A 22,227-nucleotide genomic window follows, 5' to 3' on the forward strand; every position below is an offset into this window, starting at 1 on the left:
CAAAGCTCCCGTCCTTCATCCCGACCACGACAGCAAGTGCCCTGAACCTATGGCTAAAATTATCGGCATCATCGTCGTATTCGCGAGCGTGCTCGGCGGATACGTACTTTCCCACGGCAAGATCGCGGCATTGATCCAGCCGTTCGAAGTGCTGATCATCGGCGGTGCGGCCTTCGGTGCGTTCCTTCAGGCCAACCCCGGTCACATGACCATGCATGTGATCAAGAAGTCGCTGAAGATGTTCGGCACCCGTTTCACCCACACCTTCTACCTGGAGGTGCTGGGCCTGGTCTACGAGATCCTCAACAAGAGCCGTCGCGAAGGCATGATGGCCATCGAGGGCGACATCGAAGAGCCTGCAGCCAGCCCGATCTTCGCCAAGTACCCGGCCGTGCTGGGCGACGAGCGCATGACGGCGTTCATCTGCGACTACCTGCGCATCATGTCCACCGGCAACATGGCGCCCCATGAGCTCGAAGGGCTGTTCGACATGGAGCTGCTGAACATGAAGGAAGAGCTCGAGCACCCTTCCCATGCGGTGACCGGCATTGCCGACGGTATGCCAGGGTTCGGTATCGTTGCGGCGGTACTGGGGATCGTGGTCACGATGGCTTCGCTGGGCGACGGTGACCAGAAATCCATCGGCCTGCACGTAGGTGCGGCACTGGTGGGGACCTTCTTCGGTATTCTCGCTGCCTATGGTTTCTTCGGCCCGCTGGCCAATGCCCTGCGTCATGATGCCAAGGAAGAGCTCAATGTGTACGAAGCCATCAAGGCTTCGTTGGTGGCCTCAGCTTCCGGTATGCCGCCATCGCTGGCGGTGGAATTTGGACGCAAGGTGTTGTACCCCAAGCACCGCCCCAGCTTCGCCGAGCTGGAACAAGCGGTCCGCGGTCGCTAAGCCATGGAAAACAACCAGCCCATCATCGTCAAACGCGTCAAACGCTTTGGCGACGGCCACCATGGCGGTGCCTGGAAGATCGCCTTCGCCGACTTCGCCACGGCGATGATGGCGTTCTTCCTGGTGCTCTGGCTGCTGTCCACGGCAACGCCCGAGCAGAAGATCGCCATCGCCGGCTACTTCAAGGACCCGATCGGCTTCTCAGAGAGCGGCACACCCTACGTCATCGACCTGGGCGGCTCGCCGCAGCTGGCGCCGGAGAAGACCATCAACCCCGAGGAAAAGTCCGAGCCGACGCCGAACACCAGCATCCAGCTGGACAAGGACCAAGTCGAGACTTTGGCCGACCAGGTCGAGCGGGAGCGCCTGGAGCTGTTGCTGCAGGAACTGCAGAACAAGGTCGAGGAAAACCCCCAGCTGCAGAAGTTCAAGGACCAGATCCTGTTCGAGATCACCCAGGACGGCCTGCGTATCCAGATCATGGATGCCGAGAACCGGCCGATGTTCGACCTGGGCAGCGCGCGCCTGCAGCCTTATTTCGAAGACATCCTGTTGGCCATGGCCGACACCATCAAGGCAGTACCGAACAAGATCAGCATCAGTGGCCATACCGATGCCAAGCCTTACGCCGGTACCGGCGAGTTCGGCAACTGGGAGCTGTCCGCCAGCCGCGCTAACGCAGCGCGCCGGGCGTTGGTGGCCGGCGGGTACCCGGACGACCAGGTGGCGCGGGTGGTCGGTTATGCCTCGTCGTCGCTGTTCGACCGCAAGGACCCGTTCAACCCGGTCAACCGCCGCATCGATATCATCGTCCTGACCAAGAAGGCACAGCGTGACATCGAGGGCGAGCAGAGCGCGCCCCCGGCGCCGACACCCGCCGAGCCGGCCCCGCCGGGCGCCGCGGCACCGGCAGCGCCTGCCGAGGGCGACAGTGCCCAGGCGCCGATGCAGCCGCGGGAGCTGCGCCAGAAGCTGAACATCTTCGAGGATGGCGTGCTGAAGATGGACGACGCCCAGGAGTGATGTCCGTGGCGGCCCATCGCGGGACAAGCCCGCTCCCACAGAGACAGCACTGGCCGCTTGTTCTCTGTGCGACAGCGCAGCCCAAAGGGCTGGGTTATCTCCCACAAGGCCCCGGATGGCCGCGCAACACCTTGAGCGGCCTTGCGCCGCGATGGGCCGCAAAGCGGCCCCATTCACTGGATCAATAGCTGTCCTGCGGCAAGCTGGCGATGATCGAGCGGTAGCTGTTCATCCGCTGCGGCGTGACGCGCCCATCTTCCAAGGCCTGGAGCAAGGCACACCCAGGCTCCCGGGCATGCTTGCAATCGCGGAAGCGGCAGTGGCCGATCAGGTCGCGAAACTCGATGAACCCGGCTTCGACGTCATCACGGCTGACATGGCCCAGGCCGAATTCCCGGATGCCCGGCGAGTCGATCAGGTCGCCGCCATTGGGGAAGTGATAGAGGCGCGCGGTGGTGGTGGTGTGCGTGCCCTGGCCGGACCACTCGGACAGGTCGCCTACACGGGTCTGTACCTCGGGCAGCAGGCTGTTGACCAGCGACGACTTGCCCACGCCCGACTGGCCGACGAACACGCTGATATGCGTATCGAGCATCTGCTGAAGGCGTTGCATGCCATCGCCTTGGTGGGCCGAAACCTCCAGCAGTGGGTAGCCGAGGTCGCGGTACACCGCCAGCAGGGCCTCGATGGTCGGGCCGTTGTGCTCGTTGATCAGGTCGGCCTTGTTCAACAGCAGCAACGGGCGGATGCCCGCGTGCTCGGCGGCCACCAGGTAGCGGTCGATCAGGTTGGCCTGGGGCTCGGGCGCCGGGGCGAAGACGATGACGATCAAATCGACATTGGCCGCCACTGGCTTGAGCTGGCCATGGTTGTTCGGGCGGCACAGCTCGGCGGTGCGTGGCATCTGCGCGACGATCACGCCGTTGCCTTGGTTGCCAGCACGCCACACCACGCGGTCACCGGTGACCAGCGCCGGCAGGTTGGCCCGCAAATGGCACCGGAACACCTGGCCCGCCGCTTCGCCATCCTGGGCCTCGACCTCCACCTGCACGCCGAAATGGGCGATCACCAACCCCAGCTGTTCAGGGCCAAGGTCGCCACCCTCCAGTTCCTGCAGGGCATGTTGTTCGCGTTTGGCGGCGCGAGCGGCGCGCTCGCCCTGGATTTTTTCGATGCGCCAGTTCTGGCGGCGGTTGAGCTGGCGTTTGGCCATGAATGTTCCGTATCGGCGGGGCAGGAAGAAAACGGCTGGCAGTTTAGCACGGCCCGGCGCGGACACTTCCGCTGGCGTTTGCGGCACGAAGGCCCGCGCCTAGTGTCCTGTCTCGGAAATAAGCTGTTCACTTTGGGCGGCGTCTTGGGCGCTCGGCCGGCGTTGCCACTCCTCGCCATAGCCCTGCTATGACTCGTCGCGGCGCCTTGGCCGAACACCCAAGCCACTCGCCAAAAGAGAACGTATTTCCGAGACAGGACACTAGGCTAATATGACGGCCTATTCGAGGAGTCCCTTCATGCAGAACCCACAGAACCTGATCTGGATCGATCTGGAAATGACCGGCCTGGATCCGGACAACGACGTCATCATCGAGATGGCGACCATCGTCACCGACAGTGAGCTGAACACCCTGGCCGAGGGCCCGGTGATCGCCATCCACCACAGCGACGAAGTGCTGGCGCGCATGGACGAGTGGAACACCCGCACCCACGGCGCCTCGGGCCTGACCCAGCGCGTGCGCGAGAGCCGCATCGACATGGCCGAAGCCGAGGCGCAGACCCTGGCCTTCCTCGAGCAGTGGGTACCCAAGGGCAAGTCGCCGATCTGCGGCAACAGCATCTGCCAGGACCGCCGTTTCCTCTATCGGCACATGCCCCGCCTCGAAGGCTTCTTCCACTACCGCAACCTGGACGTTTCCACCCTCAAGGAACTGGCCGCGCGTTGGGCGCCGCACGTGCGCGACAGCTTCAAGAAGGGTGGTACCCACCTGGCCCTGGACGATATCCGTGAGTCGATCGCTGAGCTGCGCCACTACCGCGAGCACTTCATCAAGGCGTAGGCCCAGGTTGGCGCTCGAGGTACATGGCTAGAAGCCTTGGGAGTGGGTAGACTGCGCGCCTTTTTCCGCACGGACACGCACCATGTTGTTGATGCTCTACCTTGTCGCCATCACTGCTGAAGCCATGACCGGTGCGCTCTCTGCGGGGCGTCGCGGCATGGACTGGTTCGGCGTTGTGCTGATCGCCTGCGTCACCGCCCTGGGCGGCGGGTCGGTGCGTGACGTGCTGCTGGGGCATTACCCGCTGACCTGGGTGAAGCACCCCGAGTACCTGGTGCTGACCAGCTTCGCGGCGCTGCTGACCATCTTCATCGCGCCGCTGATGCGCCATCTACGTTCGTTGTTCCTGGTGCTCGACGCCCTGGGGCTGGTGGCCTTCACCCTGATCGGCTGCATGACGGCCCTGGAGATGGGGCAGGGTATGCTGGTGGCGTCGATCAGTGGGGTGATCACCGGAGTATTCGGCGGCATTCTGCGGGATATCTTCTGCAACGATATTCCCCTGGTGTTCCGCCGCGAGCTGTATGCCAGCGTGTCGTTCGCCGCAGCCTGGTTCTACCTGGGGTGCGTGTACTTCAAGGTACCGGCCGAGCAGGCCACGCTGTTGACCTTGTTCGGCGGGTTTCTGGTGCGCCTGCTGGCGATCCGCTTCCATTGGGAAATGCCCAAGTTCCACTACAACGACCAGCAATGACTACGGCCTTCGGGCTCTATCGCCGGCAAGCCGGCTCCCACAGGGGGGGCGGCGGTCCCACAAGACCTGCAAAATCAAATAGTTGTGCGGTGTTCTATGGGAGCCGGCTTGCCGGCGATTGGGGCGGCTCAGCTACGCGGGTGTTTTTCATGCTGCGCCAACGCCCACTCCACATGTTCGCGTACCAGCTCCGACGGGTGCTCGCGCCGCGCGCGCAAGGCTTCCACCACGGGGATGCTGGTCGGCGCATTCCCAAGCCCTACCGCCAGGTTGCGCAGCCAGCGCTCATAGCCGGCGCGGCGTAGGGGCGAGCCTTCCGTGCGGTTCAGGAAGGTGGCTTCATCCCACAGAAACAGCTCGGCCAGCTCGGCGTTGTCCAGGCCATGGCGCGGCTTGAAGTCGTTTTCCTGGGTGGGCCGGGCGAAGCGGTTCCAGGGGCAGACGATCTGGCAATCGTCGCAACCGAACACCCGGTTGCCGATCATCGGGCGCAACTCCACCGGGATCGCTTGCTTGAGCTCGATGGTGAGGTAGGAAATGCAGCGCCGGGCGTCGAGTACATAAGGCCCAACGAAGGCCTGGGTCGGGCAGATATCCAGGCATGCCTGGCAGCGCCCGCAATGCTCGGTCACCTGGGCCTCGTCGACCGGCAGCGGCAGGTCGACGAACAGCTCGGCGAGGAAGAAATAGCTGCCCGCCTTGCGGTTGAGCAGCAGGGTGTTCTTGCCGATCCAGCCCAGGCCGGCCTGCTCGGCGATGGCTTTTTCCAGCACCGGGGCGCTGTCGACGAAGGCACGAAAGCCAAAGGGGCCGATCGCCTGCTGGATGCGTTCGGCCAGGTGCTGCACGCGCTTGCGCACCAGCTTGTGGTAGTCGCGGCCCAAGGCGTAGCGGGAGATATAGGCTTTTTCAGGCTGCGCCAGCCGTTGGGCCATGAGGGTGTCGCCGGGCAGGTAGTCCATGCGCAGCGATATCACCCGCAAGGTGCCGGGTATCAGCTCGTCGGGGTGGGCGCGCTTGCTGCCATGGGCGGCCATGTAGTCCATCTCGCCCTGGTAGCCGGCCGCAAGCCAGCGTTGCAGGTGCTGCTCGTGCTCGCCAAGCGCCACGCCGGCGATGCCGACGTGGGCGAATCCGAGTTCGCGGCCCCAATCCTTGATCGATCGGGCCAGCGTGGGAAGGTCAGGAAGGCAAGCGGACATGGATGGACAAGGCAATACAGGCAGAGGTGCGTATAATTCTGCCAGACATCGGAGCCTTTGACCCCATGCCCCAGACCAAACACCCTGGTAATGCCCCACAACTGCTCAGCAGTGTGAACACTGCCCACCTGCCGCCACGTCGCGCCGACGCCCACAAGGGCGACTTCGGCCATGTGCTGGTGGTCGGCGGTGACCTGGGCACCGGCGGGGCGGTGATGCTCAGCGCCGAGGCCGCCTTGCGTTGCGGCGCCGGCCTGGTAAGTGTGGCTACGCGTCCCGAGCACGTAGCCGCCGGCCTGACTCGCCTGCCGGAAACCATGTGGCGAGGCGTGGAGTCGGCCAACCAACTGATGGGCGTGCTCGAGCGTGCCTCGGTGCTGGTGGTCGGCCCCGGGCTGGGCCAGGCTGCCTGGGGGCGTAGCCTGTTGTCGGCGGCGGCCAATGCGCACCTGCCGCAGGTCTGGGATGCCGACGCCTTGAACCTGCTGGCGCACCGGCCCCTGGCCCTGCCCAGTGGCAGCATCCTCACTCCGCACCCGGGCGAGGCGGCGCGCCTGCTGGGTATTTCCACCGAGGCGGTGCAGGCCGACCGGCCGGGCGCTGCCCGCAAGCTTGCGCGCAAGCATGCCAGCATCTGCGTGCTCAAGGGCGCCGGAACCCTAATTGCCGCCCCCAGCGGTGAGCTCGCCTTATGCGGGCGTGGCCACCCGGCAATGGCCGGCGCGGGGCTGGGCGATGTGCTGACCGGCGTGCTGGCGGCCCTGCTGGCCCAGGGGATGGATGCCTGGGCGGCCGCGTGCCTGGGGGTTTGGCTGCATGCCTGCGCCGGCGAGCGCCTGGGGGGCAAGGGCAGGGGCATGGCGGCCAGCGATCTGGTTCCGGTCATTCGTGAGTTGTTGGAGGAGCATTCAGCGTGTCAGGCATAACTTTGTTTCTGGCCGACGAACCGGCCACCGTGGCGTTCGGCGCACGTCTGGCCCAGGTGACCGGCGGTCATGGCGTGATCTTTCTCGAAGGCGACCTGGGCGCCGGCAAGACCACGCTCTCGCGTGGGCTGATCCGTGGCCTGGGCCACGCCGGGGCGGTCAAGAGCCCGACCTTCACCGTGGTCGAACCCTACGAAATCGGCGAGGTGCGGGCCTATCATTTCGACCTGTATCGCCTGGTCGATCCAGAAGAACTGGAGTTCATGGGCATCCGCGATTACTTCGAAGGGGACCCGTTGTGCCTGTTCGAATGGCCAGAGAAGGGCGCGGGCGTTTTGCCAAAGCCCGACCTGACCATTACCATAAGCCCGCAAGCGAGCGGACGTTCGCTGACCCTTTCGCCGCAGGGGGAGCGCGGTGAGGCCTGGTGCGCCGCCCTGGCCACAGAATTCAAACAGTAAATGGGGTTAGGTATGCGCATACGCGCACTGGTCGCCGTCGTGGGGCTGCTGCTGACAGCGGTGACCGTTGACGCTCTGGCCGTCACACAAGTCAAGAGCATGCGTCTGTGGCGCGCACCGGACAACACGCGGCTGGTCTTCGACCTGTCTGGCCCCGTGCAGCACAGTGTCTTCACCCTGACCGCGCCAGATCGGCTGGTCATCGATATCAATGGCGCCACCCTGGGCGGTGCCCTCAATGTGGCCACTTCCAATACGCCGATCAGCAGCGTGCGCTCGGCCCAGCGCACCCCCACCGACCTGCGTGTGGTGGTCGACCTGAAGAAGGCTGTCACACCCAAGAGCTTCACCCTGGCGCCCAACGCCCAGTACGGCAACCGGTTGGTGGTCGACCTGTACGACCAGGAAGCCGACGCCATCGCCGCCAGCGCACCGCCTCCAGCGCCGACGACGCGCACTCCTGCCAGCACCCCGGCCGTGCCGGTGACCCCGGCGCAACCAGCGATCAAGCTGCCGCCGGCACCGAGCGGCAAGCGTGACATCGTCGTCGCCATCGACGCAGGCCACGGCGGGGAAGACCCCGGCGCCTCCGGTTCGCGCGGCCAGCACGAAAAAGACATCGTGCTGCAGATCGCCCGCGAGCTGCAGCGCCAGATCAACACCGAGAAAGGCTACCGCGCCGAGCTGACCCGTACCGGCGACTATTTCATCCCGCTGCGCAAGCGCACCGAGATCGCGCGCAAGAAGGGTGCCGACCTGTTCATCTCGATCCACGCCGACGCCGCGCCGTCGCGGGCCGCCTTCGGCGCTTCGGTGTTCGCCCTGTCCGACCGTGGCGCGACCTCCGAGACTGCACGCTGGCTGGCCGACACGGAAAACCGCTCCGACCTGATCGGTGGCGCCGGCAACGTCAGCCTGGACGACAAGGACCGCATGCTCGCCGGTGTGCTGCTGGACCTGTCGATGACCGCCACCTTGAGTTCCAGCCTCGATGTGGGGCAGAAGGTGCTGGGCAACATGGGTCGCATCACTCCGCTGCACAAGCGGCGCGTTGAGCAGGCTGGGTTCATGGTGTTGAAGTCGCCGGACATCCCGTCGATCCTCGTTGAAACCGGGTTCATCTCCAACGCCAACGAAGCGGCCAAGCTGGCCACCCGAAGCCACCAGCAGGCCCTGGCCCGCTCGATCCATACCGGTGTGCGCCAGTACTTCCAGCAGAGCCCGCCACCGGGCACCTACATCGCCTGGCTGCGTGACAGCGGCAAGATCGCCCAGGGGCCGCGCGAGCATACCGTGCGCCCGGGCGAAACCCTGGCCATGATCGCCGTGCGCTACCAGGTCAGCGTGGCCAGCCTGCGCAGCACCAACAGCCTCAAGAGCGATGAGCTGAAGGTTGGCCAGCACCTCGACATTCCTGGCACTACCCTGGCGTCCCAGCAATGAGTGGTGGTTCGCGCATCCAGCTGCTCAGCCCGCGGCTGGCCAACCAGATCGCCGCCGGCGAGGTGGTCGAGCGCCCCGCCTCGGTGGCCAAGGAGCTGCTGGAGAACAGCCTCGACTCCGGTGCCCGGCGTATCGATGTGGAGGTCGAGCAGGGCGGGGTGAAGCTGCTGCGCGTGCGTGACGACGGTGGTGGTATCGCCGCCGACGACCTGCCGTTGGCCCTGGCCCGCCACGCCACCAGCAAGATCCGTGAGCTTGAAGACCTCGAAGGGGTGCTCAGCCTGGGCTTTCGTGGCGAGGCCCTGGCTTCGATCAGCTCGGTGGCGCGCCTGACCCTGACCTCGCGCACGGCCAGTGCCGGCGAGGCCTGGCAGGTGGAGACCGAAGGCCGGGACATGACCCCGCGGGTGCAACCGGCGGCACACCCCGTCGGTACCTCGGTGGAAGTGCGCGACCTGTTCTTCAACACCCCGGCGCGGCGCAAGTTCCTGAAGTCTGAGAAGACCGAGTTCGATCACCTGCAGGAAGTCATCCGTCGCCTGGCCCTGGCGCGTTTCGATGTGGGCTTTCACCTGCGCCACAACGGCAAGAGCATCCTCAGCTTGCACGAGGCGCCCGACGAAATCACCCGGGCGCGCCGGGTGGGCGCCATCTGCGGTCCGGGCTTCCTCGAACAGGCGCTGCCGATCGATGTCGAACGCAATGGCTTGCGCCTGTGGGGCTGGGTTGGCCTGCCGACTTTCTCGCGCAGCCAGGCGGACCTGCAGTATTTCTTCGTCAACGGCCGTGCCGTGCGCGACAAGCTCGTGGCCCACGCGGTACGCCAGGCGTATCGCGACGTGCTGTTCAATGGCCGGCACCCGACCTTCGTGCTGTTCCTGGAGCTCGAACCCAACGGCGTAGACGTCAACGTGCACCCGACCAAGCACGAAGTGCGTTTCCGTGAAGGGCGCATGGTCCATGACTTCCTCTATGGCACGCTGCACCGTGCCCTGGCGGACGTGCGCCCAGAAGACCAGTTGGCCGCGCCGGCCGCGGCCAGCGAAATCGTACGCCCCAGTGGCCTGCAAGTTGGCGAGTTCGGCCCCCAGGGCGAAATGCGCCTGGCCTCGCCGGTGCTCGAGCAGCCCCAGGCCGAGCCGCGTCAGGCATTCGCGGGCGGTAGCGGCTCGGGCTACCAATACCAGTACACACCCCGGCCGTCGCAGCCGGTGCCTGTCGCCGAGGCCCAGGCGGTCTACCGCGAGTTCTTCGCCCCGCTGGAAAACGGCGCCGCCGCCCCGGTGGCGTTGCCGCAAAGCCAGGGCGATGTGCCGCCCCTTGGCTATGCCCTGGCCCAGCTCAAGGGCATCTATATCCTTGCCGAGAACGCCGTTGGCCTGGTGCTGGTCGACATGCACGCCGCCCACGAGCGGATCATGTACGAACGGCTCAAGGTGGCCATGGCCAGCGAAGGCCTGAGCGGCCAGCCGCTGCTGGTGCCCGAGTCGCTCGCGCTGAGCCAGCGCGAAGCCGATTGTGCCGAGGAGCACGCCCAGTGGTTCCAGCGCCTGGGCTTCGAGCTGCAGCGTCTAGGGCCGGAAACCCTGGCGATCCGGCAGATCCCTGCCTTGCTCAAGCAGGCCGAGGCCAATCGCCTGGTGCAGGATGTGCTGGCCGACCTCATGGAATACGGCACCAGCGACCGCATCCAGGCGCACCTGAACGAACTGCTCGGCACCATGGCTTGCCATGGCGCCGTGCGTGCCAACCGGCGCCTGGCCATTCCCGAGATGAACGCGCTGCTTCGGGACATGGAAAACACCGAGCGCAGCGGTCAATGCAACCACGGCCGCCCGACCTGGACCCAGCTTGGGCTGGACGACCTGGACAAACTATTCCTGCGCGGTCGATGACATGAGCGGCAAGCCCCCTGCGATATTCCTCATGGGCCCAACGGCGGCCGGCAAGACGGACCTGGCCATCGAGCTGACCAAGGTGCTGCCCTGCGAGCTGATCAGTGTCGACTCGGCGCTGGTCTATCGCGGCATGGACATCGGCACGGCCAAGCCCTCGAAAGAGGTGCTGGCTGCCCATCCGCATCGTCTGATCGACATCCTCGACCCAGCCGAGAGCTACTCGGCGGCGCAGTTCTGCACCGACGCCCTGGAGGCGATGGCCGAGATCACTGCCCGCGGCAAGATCCCGCTGCTGGTGGGCGGGACCATGCTCTACTACAAAGCGCTGGTCGATGGCCTGGCGGACATGCCCGCGGCGGATGCCGCAGTGCGCGCCGAGCTCGAGGCCCAGGCGCGCGAGCTGGGCTTGGCCGAACTGCACCGGCAGTTGGCCGAGGTCGACCCCGAATCGGCGGCGCGTATCCACCCCAACGACCCCCAGCGGCTGATCCGCGCCCTGGAGGTTTATCGGGTGAGCGGCCAGAGCATGACGGCCCATCGGCAACGTCAATTCGCGGAAAGTCGCGCGGCAGACGCAGGCGCGGGCGGGCATTTGCCCTATACTGTCGCCAGTTTGGCGATTGCTCCTACAGATCGTCACATTTTGCATCAACGAATTGCGCTACGATTCTCGCAAATGCTGGAACAGGGATTCGTCGACGAGGTCCGAGCGTTGCGTGCCAGAAGTGACTTGCACGCCGGGTTGCCGTCTATACGGGCAGTGGGGTATCGGCAGGTCTGGGATCACCTGGATGGCAAGCTCACCGCCGACGAGATGCGTGAGCGCGGTATCATTGCCACACGGCAGTTGGCCAAGCGGCAGTTCACCTGGTTGCGCGGCTGGTCCGGCGTGGAATGGCTCGACAGCCTGGCCTGCGACAATCTGTCCCGCACCTTGAAATACCTGGGGGCCGTCTCCATATTGAGCTGAGTCCCTGCAATTGCCGTCTATTCTTGCGAAAGGGCGGCATGAATTACCGATTTTTATTATTTTTTTACTATTGATCCTTACAGGAGTGCGGCATATGTCAAAAGGGCATTCGCTACAAGACCCTTACTTGAACACCTTGAGAAAAGAAAAGGTCCCGGTTTCCATCTACCTGGTAAACGGGATCAAGCTGCAGGGCTCGATCGAATCCTTCGACCAGTTCGTGGTATTGCTGAAGAACACCGTCAGCCAGATGGTCTACAAGCACGCCATTTCGACCGTGGTTCCTGCCCGTCCGGTTCGCCTGCCAAGCCCGTCCGATTCCGAACACGGCGACAGCGAGCCAGGCAACGCCTGATAGGAGCCTGCATTGTTCTTTGAGCGCCACGGTGGTGGTGAGCGGGCGCTGCTCGTTCACTTGGAAGGTCAGAACCCTGAGGCGCGCGAAGACCCGCAGGAGTTTCAGGAGCTGGCGCTGTCGGCCGGAGCGGACATCGTTTCGCTGGCCACGGTGGCCCGGCACCAGCCTACAGCCAAATACCTGATTGGCAGCGGCAAGGTCGAGGAACTGCGCGACCTGGTCCATGCCGAGCAGGTAGACCTGGTGATTTTCAATCACACCCTCACGCCCAGTCAGGAACGTAACCTCGAACGTGTCTTCGAGTGTCGCGTGCTCGACCGTACCGGGCTGATCCTCGACATTTTCGCCCAGCGGGCGCGTACCCATGAAGGCAAGCTGCAGGTCGAACTGGCCCAGCTCGAGCACATGAGCACGCGGCTGGTGCGCGGCTGGACCCACCTGGAGCGCCAGAAGGGGGGTATCGGCCTGCGCGGCCCTGGCGAAACCCAGCTGGAAACCGACCGCCGCCTGTTGCGGGTACGTCTGCGGCAGATCAAGGCGCGCCTGGAGAAGGTCCGCAGCCAGCGCGAGCAGGCCCGTCGCGGGCGCAAGCGCGCGGACATCCCATCGGTGTCGCTGGTGGGGTATACCAACGCCGGCAAGTCCACCTTGTTCAACGCACTGACCGCCTCCGAGGTGTACGCCGCGGACCAGCTGTTCGCCACCCTCGACCCGACTCTGCGCCGGCTGGAGCTGGACGACCTGGGGCCGATCGTGTTGGCCGACACCGTGGGCTTCATCCGCCACCTTCCACACAAGCTGGTCGAGGCATTTCGGGCTACGCTCGAGGAGTCGAGCAACTCCGACCTGCTGCTGCACGTGATCGACGCCCATGAGCCCGAGCGCATGGAGCAGATCGAGCAGGTGTTGGCGGTGTTGGGCGAGATCGGGGCCGAAGGCTTGCCGATCCTCGAGGTCTATAACAAACTCGACCTGCTCGAAGATGTCGAGCCGCAGATCCAGCGAGATGCCGACGGCAAGCCGCAACGGGTCTGGGTATCGGCACGTGATGGGCGTGGCCTGGAACTGGTTGGCCAGGCGATTGCGGAGTTGCTGGGGGATGATCTGTATGTCGGAACCCTGTGCCTGGAACAGCGACTTGCCCGCCTGCGCGCGCAATTCTTCGCTCTGGGCGCGGTGCAAGGCGAAGAGCACGATGAAGAAGGTCGCAGCCTGCTGAGCGTGCGACTGCCCCGGGTAGAGCTCAATCGCCTGGTCAGTCGCGAAGGCATGGAGCCTGAACTGTTCATCGAGCAACACACTTTGCAATAAATGCCCGTCGAGGTCGTCGGGCGGCCGAGACAGGCATTCTGTAGCATTGGACGGCGCGCCGTGGGCGCGTCTTTGCTTTATCAGATGGAGAGCGCTATGGCTTGGAACGAGCCGGGTGGCAACTCGAACAATCAGGATCCCTGGGGCGGCCGCCGTGGCGGCGGCGGTGGTGGCGACAAGAAAGGTCCACCGGATCTGGACGAGGCCTTCCGCAAGCTGCAGGACAGCCTGAACGGCATGTTCGGCAGCGGCAAGAAACGCGGTGGCGGTGGCGACCGCAATATCGGCAAGGGTGGCGGCCTGGGCCTGCTGGGCATTGGCCTGGCCGTGCTGGCGGCTATCTGGCTTTATAACGCCGTTTACGTGGTTGACGAGCAGGAGCAGGCCGTGGTGCTGCGCTTCGGCAAGTACTACGAGACGGTTGGGCCGGGCCTGAACATCTACTTCCCGCCGATCGATCGCAAATACCTCGAGAACGTGACCCGTGAGCGGGCCTACAGCAAGCAGGGCCAGATGCTCACCGAGGACGAGAACATCGTCGAGGTGCCGCTGACCGTGCAGTACAAGATCACCAACCTGCAGGACTTCGTGCTCAACGTCGACCAGCCGGAGGTCAGCCTCCAGCATGCGACCGAAAGCGCCCTGCGCCACGTGGTGGGCTCCACCTCGATGGACCAGGTGCTGACCGAAGGCCGTGAGCAGATGGCCGTGGATATCCGCGAGCGCCTGCAACGCTTCCTCGACACCTACCGCACCGGTATCACCGTCACCCAGGTCAACGTACAGAGCGCGGCAGCCCCGCGTGAAGTGCAGGAAGCCTTCGACGACGTGATCCGTGCCCGGGAAGACGAGCAGCGTGCGCGCAACCAGGCTGAGTCCTACGCCAACGGCGTGGTGCCGGAAGCCCGTGGTCAGGCCCAGCGCATCATCGAGGACGCCAACGGTTACCGTGATGAAGTCATCGCCCGCGCCAAGGGTGAGGCCGACCGCTTCAGCAAGCTGGTTGCCGAGTACCGCAAGGCACCGGACGTGACCCGTCAGCGCCTGTACCTGGAGACCATGCAAGAGGTCTACAGCAACTCGAGCAAGGTCCTGGTGACAGCCAAGGACGGGCAGAACAACCTGCTCTACCTGCCCCTGGACAAGATGGTTGAAGGCAGCCGCAACACGGCCGCTCCGGTCAGCAGCGTACCGGCCTCGGTCAACGATGCGGCCGCCCGCGCGGCGCAGGAAATGCAACAGCAGCAACAGTCGCTGCGTTCTAGGGAGAGCCGTTGATGAGCAATAAATCGCTGATCGCCCTGATCGCCGCTGTCGTACTGGCCATCGTGGCCTGGAACAGCTTCTACATCGTGGCCCAGACCGAGCGTGCGGTATTGCTGCAATTCGGCCGTGTGGTCCAGGCGGATGTCCAGCCAGGCCTGCATGTGAAGGTTCCCTACGTCAACCAGGTGCGCAAGTTCGACGCCCGCCTGATGACCCTGGACGCCCCGACCCAGCGCTTCCTGACCCTGGAGAAGAAAGCGGTGATGGTCGATGCCTACGCCAAGTGGCGGGTCAAGGATGCCGAGCGCTTCTATACCGCGACCTCGGGTCTCAAGCAGATCGCCGACGAGCGTCTGTCCCGTCGTCTGGAAAGCGGCCTGCGTGACCAGTTCGGCAAGCGCACCCTGCACGAGGTGGTCTCCGGTGAACGTGACGCGTTGATGGCCGACATCACCGCTTCGCTGAACCGTATGGCCAGCAAGGAGCTGGGTATCGAAGTCATCGACGTGCGCGTCAAGGCCATCGACCTGCCGAAGGAAGTGAACCGCAGCGTATTCGACCGCATGAGCACCGAACGCGAGCGTGAAGCGCGCGAGCACCGTGCCAAGGGTAACGAGCTGGCCGAGGGTATCCGCGCCGATGCTGACCGCCAGCGTCGCGTACTGCTGGCCGAAGCCTATCGCGAAGCGGAGGAGACCCGCGGTGATGGCGATGCCCAGGCGGCTGCCATCTATGCCAAGGCCTACACCCAGGATGCAGAGTTCTATGCGTTCTACCGTAGCCTGCAGGCATATCGCCAGAGCTTCTCGAGCAAGAGCGACGTACTGGTCCTGGATCCGAAGAACGAGTTCTTCCGCTTCCTGGACAAGAGCAAGCCTTGATCGGGTTGGCTTGAATAGGAGGGGCCGCTGCACGGTCCTTTCGTGACACAAGGCCGCTCCTTGCATAATCCTGTAGGAGCGGCCTTGTGCCGCGAAAGGGCTGCAAAGCGGCCCCTTTTCTTTACCAAGCAGGCCTGAAGACACCCCGCCCGGCAGCTAAAATGCCAAGCGGGGTGCATCCTGAAGGAAAAGCGGTGTATGATCAGTCAGCCGGGAAATTCCCGGCTTTTTTGCGTCTGCAAGGTTGATTGGCAAGCCGCCAGTTGACGGCTTGGCCAGGTCGCAAGGCAATTCGAGGGTATTGGGTACGGTGGTGGCGCTGGGATCAGTGCTGCCTGCTGCTGTGCGCCAATGCCTGCTTCACTTACGGCTCGCCTGTGGGCAGGCCGCCCGGACCAGAGGGGAAATGGCGTAATGGCAACGGTAGACCGCTGGCTGCTGCCAGATGGCATCGAGGAAGTACTGCCGCCTGAGGCCGCGCGTATCGAGATCGCGCGGCGCCAGGTGTTGGACCTGTTCCAGAGTTGGGGTTACGAACTGGTCGTCACCCCGCATATCGAGTACCTGGAATCGCTGCTTACCGGTGCCGGCCAGGACCTGGACCAGCGTACCTTCAAGGTGGTCGACCCGCAGTCCGGTCGCCTGATGGGCTTTCGTGCCGACTTCACCCCGCAGGTGGCGCGCATCGACGCCCACACCTTGCGCCGTGAAGGCCCGAGCCGCCTGTGCTATGCCGGCAGCGTGCTGCATGCCCAGCCCCGCGCCCTGTCCACCTCGCGCAGCCCGATCCAGCTCGGTGCCGAGCTGTACGGCGATGCCAGCCCTACCAGCGATGTCGAGGTCATCAGCCTGATGCTCGCCACGCTGCAGCTGACCGATGTCGCCGATGTGCACATGGACCTCGGCCATGTCGGTATCTACCGCGGCCTGGCCCGTGCCGCGGGCCTGTCCGGCGCGGTCGAGCAGCAGTTGTTCGACGCCCTGCAGCGCAAATCCGTCGATGAAGTGCAGGCGCTGACCGCTGACCTGCCAAAGGACCTGGGCAACATGCTACGTGCCCTGACCGAGCTGTGCGGTGGCCGCGAAGTGCTCGCCGAGGCCCGCGTGCGCCTGGGCCGTGCCCCTGCCAGTGTGCTGGCGGCGCTGGACGACCTGCTGGCGATCGCCGACCGTCTGGCCGCGCGCTATCCGGATCTGCCGCTGTATTTCGACCTGGGCGAGCTGCGCGGCTACCACTATCACACCGGCGTGGTGTTCGCCGTGTTCGTGCCAGGTGTCGGTCAGTCGATCGCCCAGGGCGGGCGCTATGACGACATCGGCGCCGACTTCGGCCGGGCGCGCCCGGCCACCGGTTTCTCCACGGATTTGAAGACCCTGGTCACACTGGGGCGAGCGGAGGTCGTATTGCCTTCTGGCGGCATCTGGATGCCCGACAGTGGCGACGCGGCCCTCTGGCAGATGGTCTGCCAGTTGCGCAACGAGGGCCAGCGTGTGGTCCAGGCCCTGCCTGGCCAGCCGTTGAGTGCTGCTCTCGAGGCGGATTGTGATCGGCAATTGATTCAGCAAGACGGGCGCTGGCAGGTACTGCCGCTGACCCATTGAGTTTCTCCGCCGGCAAAAGGCCGGCAACCAAGTTTGCGTGAATGAGGACAAGTGTTATGGGTAAGAATGTCGTCGTCCTGGGCACCCAGTGGGGTGATGAGGGCAAAGGCAAGATCGTCGATCTGCTGACCGAACATGCTGCCGCCGTAGTGCGCTACCAGGGTGGCCACAACGCGGGTCACACCCTGGTGATCAATGGTGAGAAGACCGTTCTGCACCTGATTCCTTCCGGCATCCTGCGTGAAGGCGTCCAGTGCCTGATCGGCAACGGCGTGGTCGTTGCCCCGGACGCCCTGATGCGTGAAATCACCAAGCTGGAAGAGAAGGGCGTACCGGTACGCGAGCGCCTGCGCATCAGCCCGGCAGCGCCGCTGATCCTCTCCTACCACGTGGCCCTGGACCAGGCGCGTGAGAAGGCTCGTGGCGAAGCCAAGATCGGCACCACCGGCCGCGGTATCGGCCCAGCCTACGAAGACAAGGTGGCTCGTCGCGGCCTGCGCGTGGGCGATCTGTTCCACCGCGAGCGTTTCGCCGCCAAGCTCGGCGAGCTGCTGGACTACCACAACTTCCAGCTGGTGAACTACTACAAAGAGCCGGCCATCGACTTCCAGCAGACCCTGGACGAGTGCATGGCCTACGCCGAACAGCTCAAGCCGATGATGCTCGACGTCACCGCCGAGCTGCACAACCTGCGCCGCGCCGGCAAGGACATCATGTTCGAAGGCGCCCAGGGCTCGCTGCTGGATATCGACCACGGTACCTACCCGTACGTCACCAGCTCGAACACCACCGCCGGCGGTATCTCCACTGGTTCCGGCGTCGGCCCGATGTACCTGGACTACATCCTGGGTATCACCAAGGCCTACACCACCCGTGTCGGTTCCGGCCCGTTCCCGACCGAACTGTTCGACGAAACCGGCGCCACCCTGGCCAAGCGCGGCCATGAGTTCGGCTCCACCACCGGTCGCGCCCGCCGTTGCGGCTGGTTCGATGCCGTGATCCTGCGTCGCGCCATCGACGTCAACAGCATCTCGGGCATCTGCCTGACCAAGCTGGACGTGCTGGACGGCCTGGAGACCATCAACATCTGCGTGGGCTACAAGGACGAGAACGGCGCTGTCATCGAAGCACCGACCGACGCCGACAGCTACATCGGCCTGCAGCCGGTGTACGAAGAGCTGCCGGGCTGGAGCGAGTCGACCCTGGGTGCCAAGACCCTGGAAGCGCTGCCGGCCAACGCTCGCGCCTACATCAAGCGCATCGAGGAGCTGATCGGCGCACCGATCGACATCATCTCGACTGGCCCGGACCGCAACGAGACCATCGTCCTGCGTCATCCGTTTGCCTGATCTGCCCTTCGGCTGATCCGACGCCGCGGCCTCGAAAGGGGCTGCGGCGTTTTTATTTGCAGGTTCGCCGGCACCGGGCCCAATCGCTGGCAAGCCTGCTCCCACAGTACGACGTCAACCCATCCAGGTGGGAGCGGTGGCCCTACAGGGCTTGCCGGCGATTGGGCCAGTACAGAGCACTTCCTTGCTGAACCTTGGCACTATCCTCCGCCTCTCCCGGCACAACCCTTGCTGCATGAAACGCCCGTAGGTGCCATCAAAGTAATGGCGCCAAGAACACGGGAGTTACAACGTGTCTGCCATCCTTTCACTGTTACGAAGCCGCCTCTTGCGGCCTGTGTTTGTTGCCCTCGGTATCGCTCTTTTGGTGCAGGTCCTGGTCGCCGTCGCACTGACCCGAAGCACGGTCACTGCCCTGGAGGCGGAACTGGGCGAACGCCTGGGCGACGACAGCCGCAAGCTCGCCACGGAGCTCGAGCAAGCCGGCCAGGACGTCCGCACGGGCCTGGACAGCCTGTCTGCCAGCACCCGCCAACGCCTGAGCGCAGGTCTGTCGGCGCGCCTGGAAAGCGAACAGCAACAATTGCGCACCACCCTTGAAAAGAACCTCAAGGACTCGGCCAATGACATGGCCGAGCTGCTGGCCTCGGTGGCGCCGCGTGCCATCTGGGACAACGATGTTCCCACGCTTTCCGATTTCTCCCGCCGCGCCCAACGCAATCCCAACGTGCTGTTCGTCATCTACGACGACGCTCAGGGTCAGCACCTGACCCGCTACCTGAACCGGCAGAACCCCATCAACAAGGCTTTGCTCGAGAAAGGGCAGGGCGAGCGGGCGCTGGACAAGGTCCTCGATGCGGCGCGCAAAGACCCCTCGGTGTACTTCGTCGAGGCCCCCATCAACCCCAACGGTGCCGAGATCGGCAAAGTGGTGATGGGGGTGTCCACGGCAGGGGTGGAGCAGCAGCTCAGCGCCTTGGATGAGCGTTTCGCCGCCCTGATCGCCAGCGGCGAGCAACTGGTTGGCGAGAGCTTGGTGGCGGCGGCGGCCGACAGCGGCAAGGCCCTGCGTTCGCGCTTGGAAGCTGCCCAGGGCAGCGCTGCCGCCATGCAGGCCAACACCGCGCAGACCGTGCGCGACGCTGCTGCCGACCTGCGCTGGCGCATCGGCCTGGGCCTGGTGCTGGTAGGTTTGGGTGTGCTGCTGGTGGTAGCAGTGGTGCTGGGGCGGCGTGTGGTCAGCAAGCTGCGCCTGTTGATCAGGGCGTTGGACGATCTCGCCGCAGGCGAGGGCGACCTGACCAAGCGGGTAACGCTCGACAGCCGCGACGAGATCGGCGACATGGCCTCGGCGGTCAACCGCTTCGTCGACAAGTTGCAGCCCATCGTCCGCGAAGCGGGCGAGGTGGCTCAGCGCACGGGCCTGGAGATCGGCACCATGGCCCAGCGCAATGCCGGCGCCGATGCCGCTGCTGCGCTGCAGCGCGACGAGGTGGCCGCCAGCCTGCGCGACCTTTCCAGCATGGCCGATGAAGCCCAGGCCGAAAGCCAGGCCATGCAGGCTGCGTTGCAGCAGGTGGTGGACATTCGCCGCGCTGCCGATGAAAACAGCCGCGCCTCGACCCAGTTGGCACGGCTGATCGAGAATCTGGCCGGTGAAGTGGAAACCGGCTCCCAGGTGATCGAGCGTCTGGCCAAGCAAAGTGAGCAGATCGAGGTGGTGCTGACCGTGATCCACGGCATTGCGGAGCAGACCAACCTGTTGGCCCTCAATGCCGCCATCGAGGCGGCGCGGGCCGGTGAGACCGGACGTGGTTTCGCGGTAGTCGCCGATGAGGTGCGCGCTTTGGCCAGCAAGACGCAGAGTTCGACGGGCGACATTCAGGCGCACATCGCAGCGTTGCAAAAGGGCGCCAAGGAGGCGGTAGACACTATTGGCCAGGCCGGGCGCCAGGCCAGCGAGGGCCTGTTGGTGCTGCGCGACAACGAACGCCGCCAGCAGTCGGTGCAGGCGGCGGTGGAGCAGGTGCACGCGGCCATCGGCCTGGCCACCCGCGCTGCCGAGCAGCAGGCGTATGGAGCGCAGGCAGTGCGCGGGCGGGTCGAGAACATCCATGCTCAGGCCGAACGCTCAGCTGAGGTGGTGATGCAGACCACCGCCAGCAGCAAGGTACTGGACGACCTGGCGGCGCAGCTGCGGGCGAGCCTGGGGCAGTTCAAGGCCTGAGCTAGATAGCTGGGCGAGCTCGCTCCATAGCGCAACGCATAACTATTTGATTTTGCGGGGGCTTGTGGAAGTGGGCTTGCCCCGCAATCAAGGGCGAAGCCCTTGCGCCAGTATTCACAGATAAAGCCGTCTGCGCGACCCTCAAGTAGAGCGCGAAATATCCATTTACGCGGTCAAGCCACTTCTAGACGAAAAGTTGTAGGAAAGTTCCCAAGTTGGCTTTGTTCAGCTGACCACCATTGCAGCTCTATACATAGAGAGCTAGGCTCTGAACGTAATCTCTAGAGTCAGCGTCTTCTAACATTTGTTTTGTCAGCCTGTTATCAACGGAAAGGAACGCTGTGATGGTAAAACGTATGGACGTTCGGGCGAGGCTCGAAGTTTAGAGCTTTCTCATTCATCGCAACTCATAGCTGGGGACAGTTCCGCATGAGCGAACATCTGTTTGCGTACGGGGCCTGGAACTGCGCGCCTTCGATAATCTAGTACAACTCTCTGTTCTAGGGCTTCAGCCTTAGTGCGTCGCTATCGCATGTCTATCGCAGGAAGAGATCGAGGTTAATATGCACGATACGCTCATAAAACTGGCAAGCTCAGAGGTCGGTGAGAATGAAATATCTATATTGAATGGGGCTGTTGTAATTCCTAAACGTTACCTGCGTGAACGAGTACGTCTCGAAGAGGGGAGCATTCTCATTGTTTCTGGAACCCTTATCGAGGGAATTGGTACCGCGCACTCTGATATAGACTGCATTGTGTTATGTGAAGAAAGGCCTAAAGCCGAAGATGTTAAGTCCAGCGGGCATGCGCTCGTGACGGACATCAATTATCACTTTCTAACGAAAAATGAGGAAGTCCATAATACCACTGATTTTTATGGTGAGAGCGGACTTCATATCGATACTGACTATATTACGTTCTCCGAGGTCGCAGATATTATCTCGAAGGTTGAGGTGGCGTTCGAAGACGTTCAGTCCGACCAGCGGTTTTTGTATTCCCCCGTTTTACTTGAGCGAGAAAACAACGTTATCCACCGCTCTTTGACGGGCTTCGCATTAGCGGAAGAAAAAAAGTTCGAGGATCTTAAAGGTCGGATACCTCGCGATAAGCATATATACATTGCTCACCGTGAAAAGCTACCGGTCTTCTACGCATTTCAAGACGTTCAAGGATGCTGGCAATCGGGAAATTGGTGGATGGGATGCGAAATCACTCGTGACATGCTGCTGAAAACCACGATGAGCTTCACTTATTTAACAGGCATTACTAACAAACACCCGAAATGGGTCTATTCAAATGTATTCCGAGTTGAAGGCTATGATGAGATTAAAAGTGCTTTTTTTGAGCTCGCTCGACGTGGCGCCGCGACGGAAGACGCGTGCAGGCAATACATTGAGGATGCATTGGTTTATATGGATAAGGTGTTTGTTGCCATTGAGGGACTGCTGGCGCAAAACCCAGTGTACCCCTCTGCTGAAAAGTCACTGGTTGCGTTGAATCATGAATTTAATAGCAGACAACATACCGAGCACAAAATTTCCACGTGTGAATATTATTTTAGGAAGAAATTTTTTGCAGCGGAGGATACGCCCTCGCTAAGTAGCCTCTTGAAAGATTGGGATTAAAATAAATGGGCGCTGATAGGTTGGATGCTCGCTGCA

Annotated in this window: 19 protein-coding genes and 1 pseudogene; 18 read left to right on the top strand and 2 right to left on the bottom strand. The window is 63.5% G+C overall.

All coding sequences use genetic code 11. The features are described from left to right. Window positions 1–49: 49 nt before the first annotated feature. Together motA and motB are read left to right on the top strand one after the other, a co-directional pair. The gene (motA, locus tag ACNFG0_RS02785; RefSeq protein ID WP_196145065.1) at window positions 50–901 is read left to right on the top strand and encodes a flagellar motor stator protein MotA; all 852 of its coding nucleotides are present in this window, start codon (window positions 50–52) and stop codon (window positions 899–901) included. Between the two features lie 3 nt (window positions 902–904). Continuing rightward, complete coding sequence (gene motB, locus ACNFG0_RS02790) at window positions 905–1,924, top strand: flagellar motor protein MotB (RefSeq protein ID WP_196145064.1); 1,020 nt, start codon at window positions 905–907, stop codon at window positions 1,922–1,924. A gap of 181 nt (window positions 1,925–2,105) precedes the next feature. Here the strand turns inward: motB and rsgA are convergent, their stop codons facing one another. Continuing rightward, window positions 2,106–3,137: a small ribosomal subunit biogenesis GTPase RsgA gene (gene rsgA / locus ACNFG0_RS02795; protein WP_196145063.1), complete on the bottom strand. Its 1,032-nt coding sequence runs from the start codon at window positions 3,135–3,137 to the stop codon at window positions 2,106–2,108. Between the two features lie 298 nt (window positions 3,138–3,435). On the opposite strand from rsgA, the gene orn reads away from it, so the two are divergent. Both orn and ACNFG0_RS02805 read left to right on the top strand, forming a co-directional pair. After that, complete coding sequence (orn, locus tag ACNFG0_RS02800; RefSeq protein WP_196145062.1) at window positions 3,436–3,978, top strand: oligoribonuclease; 543 nt, start codon at window positions 3,436–3,438, stop codon at window positions 3,976–3,978. 82 nt (window positions 3,979–4,060) lie between these two features. Then, window positions 4,061–4,672 carry a trimeric intracellular cation channel family protein gene (locus tag ACNFG0_RS02805; protein ID WP_196145061.1) on the top strand — a complete coding sequence of 204 codons (612 nt, stop codon included), beginning with the start codon at window positions 4,061–4,063 and terminating at the stop codon, window positions 4,670–4,672. A 128-nt stretch (window positions 4,673–4,800) separates the two neighbouring features. On the opposite strand, the gene queG is transcribed toward ACNFG0_RS02805, so the two are convergent. Continuing rightward, complete coding sequence (gene queG, locus ACNFG0_RS02810; RefSeq protein WP_196145060.1) at window positions 4,801–5,874, bottom strand: tRNA epoxyqueuosine(34) reductase QueG; 1,074 nt, start codon at window positions 5,872–5,874, stop codon at window positions 4,801–4,803. A gap of 65 nt (window positions 5,875–5,939) precedes the next feature. On the opposite strand from queG, the gene ACNFG0_RS02815 reads away from it, so the two are divergent. The 14 genes and pseudogenes from ACNFG0_RS02815 (at window position 5,940) to ACNFG0_RS02880 (ending at window position 22,191) form a co-directional block, all read left to right on the top strand. Next, window positions 5,940–6,800, top strand: coding sequence for an NAD(P)H-hydrate dehydratase (locus ACNFG0_RS02815; RefSeq protein ID WP_230381216.1), 861 nt, complete (start codon window positions 5,940–5,942; stop codon window positions 6,798–6,800). Then, window positions 6,788–7,261 (top strand): tRNA (adenosine(37)-N6)-threonylcarbamoyltransferase complex ATPase subunit type 1 TsaE, encoded by a 474-nt coding sequence (gene tsaE / locus ACNFG0_RS02820; protein ID WP_196145058.1) that lies wholly within the window; start codon window positions 6,788–6,790, stop codon window positions 7,259–7,261. The genes ACNFG0_RS02815 and tsaE overlap by 13 nt, the downstream gene beginning before the upstream one ends. Then, complete coding sequence (locus ACNFG0_RS02825) at window positions 7,262–8,704, top strand: N-acetylmuramoyl-L-alanine amidase (protein WP_196145057.1); 1,443 nt, start codon at window positions 7,262–7,264, stop codon at window positions 8,702–8,704. After that, complete coding sequence (gene mutL / locus ACNFG0_RS02830; RefSeq protein WP_416763968.1) at window positions 8,701–10,599, top strand: DNA mismatch repair endonuclease MutL; 1,899 nt, start codon at window positions 8,701–8,703, stop codon at window positions 10,597–10,599. The genes ACNFG0_RS02825 and mutL overlap by 4 nt, the downstream gene beginning before the upstream one ends. A 1-nt stretch (window position 10,600) precedes the next feature. Next, window positions 10,601–11,572, top strand: a complete 972-nt coding sequence (miaA, locus tag ACNFG0_RS02835; protein ID WP_416763969.1) for a tRNA (adenosine(37)-N6)-dimethylallyltransferase MiaA — start codon at window positions 10,601–10,603, stop codon at window positions 11,570–11,572. Between the two features lie 94 nt (window positions 11,573–11,666). Further along, on the top strand, window positions 11,667–11,927 hold the full coding sequence (gene hfq / locus ACNFG0_RS02840) for an RNA chaperone Hfq (protein WP_003258160.1): 261 nt from the start codon (window positions 11,667–11,669) through the stop codon (window positions 11,925–11,927). 12 nt (window positions 11,928–11,939) lie between these two features. Beyond that, window positions 11,940–13,241 carry a ribosome rescue GTPase HflX gene (hflX, locus tag ACNFG0_RS02845; protein WP_196154798.1) on the top strand — a complete coding sequence of 434 codons (1,302 nt, stop codon included), beginning with the start codon at window positions 11,940–11,942 and terminating at the stop codon, window positions 13,239–13,241. 96 nt (window positions 13,242–13,337) lie between these two features. Then, window positions 13,338–14,519: an FtsH protease activity modulator HflK gene (gene hflK / locus ACNFG0_RS02850; RefSeq protein ID WP_196145053.1), complete on the top strand. Its 1,182-nt coding sequence runs from the start codon at window positions 13,338–13,340 to the stop codon at window positions 14,517–14,519. Then, on the top strand, window positions 14,519–15,388 hold the full coding sequence (gene hflC, locus ACNFG0_RS02855) for a protease modulator HflC (RefSeq protein ID WP_196145052.1): 870 nt from the start codon (window positions 14,519–14,521) through the stop codon (window positions 15,386–15,388). Before hflK ends, hflC begins: the two co-directional genes overlap by 1 nt. A 414-nt stretch (window positions 15,389–15,802) precedes the next feature. Then, complete coding sequence (locus ACNFG0_RS02860; RefSeq protein ID WP_196145051.1) at window positions 15,803–16,990, top strand: ATP phosphoribosyltransferase regulatory subunit; 1,188 nt, start codon at window positions 15,803–15,805, stop codon at window positions 16,988–16,990. Window positions 16,991–17,046: 56 nt separating this feature from the next. Next, the gene (locus ACNFG0_RS02865; protein WP_196145050.1) at window positions 17,047–18,339 is read left to right on the top strand and encodes an adenylosuccinate synthase; all 1,293 of its coding nucleotides are present in this window, start codon (window positions 17,047–17,049) and stop codon (window positions 18,337–18,339) included. A 1,108-nt stretch (window positions 18,340–19,447) separates the two neighbouring features. Next, window positions 19,448–19,660, top strand: a pseudogene (locus tag ACNFG0_RS02870) (methyl-accepting chemotaxis protein); the annotation flags it as partial. 201 nt (window positions 19,661–19,861) lie between these two features. Beyond that, a complete protein-coding gene (locus ACNFG0_RS02875) occupies window positions 19,862–20,566 on the top strand; it encodes a methyl-accepting chemotaxis protein (protein WP_416764002.1) in 705 nt (234 codons plus the stop codon). Window positions 20,567–21,129: 563 nt separating this feature from the next. Then, window positions 21,130–22,191 carry a hypothetical protein gene (locus ACNFG0_RS02880; protein ID WP_416763970.1) on the top strand — a complete coding sequence of 354 codons (1,062 nt, stop codon included), beginning with the start codon at window positions 21,130–21,132 and terminating at the stop codon, window positions 22,189–22,191. The last annotated feature ends 36 nt before the right edge of the window (window positions 22,192–22,227 follow it).

Source organism: Pseudomonas sp. NY15372 (assembly GCF_048068215.1).
Lineage (GTDB): Bacteria > Pseudomonadota > Gammaproteobacteria > Pseudomonadales > Pseudomonadaceae > Aquipseudomonas > Aquipseudomonas guariconensis_A.

Coding starts and splice junctions, on each gene's coding strand:
- motA (WP_196145065.1), top strand. CDS start 50: ATGGCTAAAATTATCGGCATCATCGTCGTATTCGCGAGCGTGCTCGGC.
- motB (WP_196145064.1), top strand. CDS start 905: ATGGAAAACAACCAGCCCATCATCGTCAAACGCGTCAAACGCTTTGGC.
- rsgA (WP_196145063.1), bottom strand. CDS start 3,137: ATGGCCAAACGCCAGCTCAACCGCCGCCAGAACTGGCGCATCGAAAAA.
- orn (WP_196145062.1), top strand. CDS start 3,436: ATGCAGAACCCACAGAACCTGATCTGGATCGATCTGGAAATGACCGGC.
- ACNFG0_RS02805 (WP_196145061.1), top strand. CDS start 4,061: ATGTTGTTGATGCTCTACCTTGTCGCCATCACTGCTGAAGCCATGACC.
- queG (WP_196145060.1), bottom strand. CDS start 5,874: ATGTCCGCTTGCCTTCCTGACCTTCCCACGCTGGCCCGATCGATCAAG.
- ACNFG0_RS02815 (WP_230381216.1), top strand. CDS start 5,940: ATGCCCCAGACCAAACACCCTGGTAATGCCCCACAACTGCTCAGCAGT.
- ACNFG0_RS02825 (WP_196145057.1), top strand. CDS start 7,262: ATGGGGTTAGGTATGCGCATACGCGCACTGGTCGCCGTCGTGGGGCTG.
- mutL (WP_416763968.1), top strand. CDS start 8,701: ATGAGTGGTGGTTCGCGCATCCAGCTGCTCAGCCCGCGGCTGGCCAAC.
- miaA (WP_416763969.1), top strand. CDS start 10,601: ATGAGCGGCAAGCCCCCTGCGATATTCCTCATGGGCCCAACGGCGGCC.
- hfq (WP_003258160.1), top strand. CDS start 11,667: ATGTCAAAAGGGCATTCGCTACAAGACCCTTACTTGAACACCTTGAGA.
- hflK (WP_196145053.1), top strand. CDS start 13,338: ATGGCTTGGAACGAGCCGGGTGGCAACTCGAACAATCAGGATCCCTGG.
- hflC (WP_196145052.1), top strand. CDS start 14,519: ATGAGCAATAAATCGCTGATCGCCCTGATCGCCGCTGTCGTACTGGCC.
- ACNFG0_RS02860 (WP_196145051.1), top strand. CDS start 15,803: ATGGCAACGGTAGACCGCTGGCTGCTGCCAGATGGCATCGAGGAAGTA.
- ACNFG0_RS02865 (WP_196145050.1), top strand. CDS start 17,047: ATGGGTAAGAATGTCGTCGTCCTGGGCACCCAGTGGGGTGATGAGGGC.
- ACNFG0_RS02875 (WP_416764002.1), top strand. CDS start 19,862: ATGGCCGATGAAGCCCAGGCCGAAAGCCAGGCCATGCAGGCTGCGTTG.
- ACNFG0_RS02880 (WP_416763970.1), top strand. CDS start 21,130: ATGCACGATACGCTCATAAAACTGGCAAGCTCAGAGGTCGGTGAGAAT.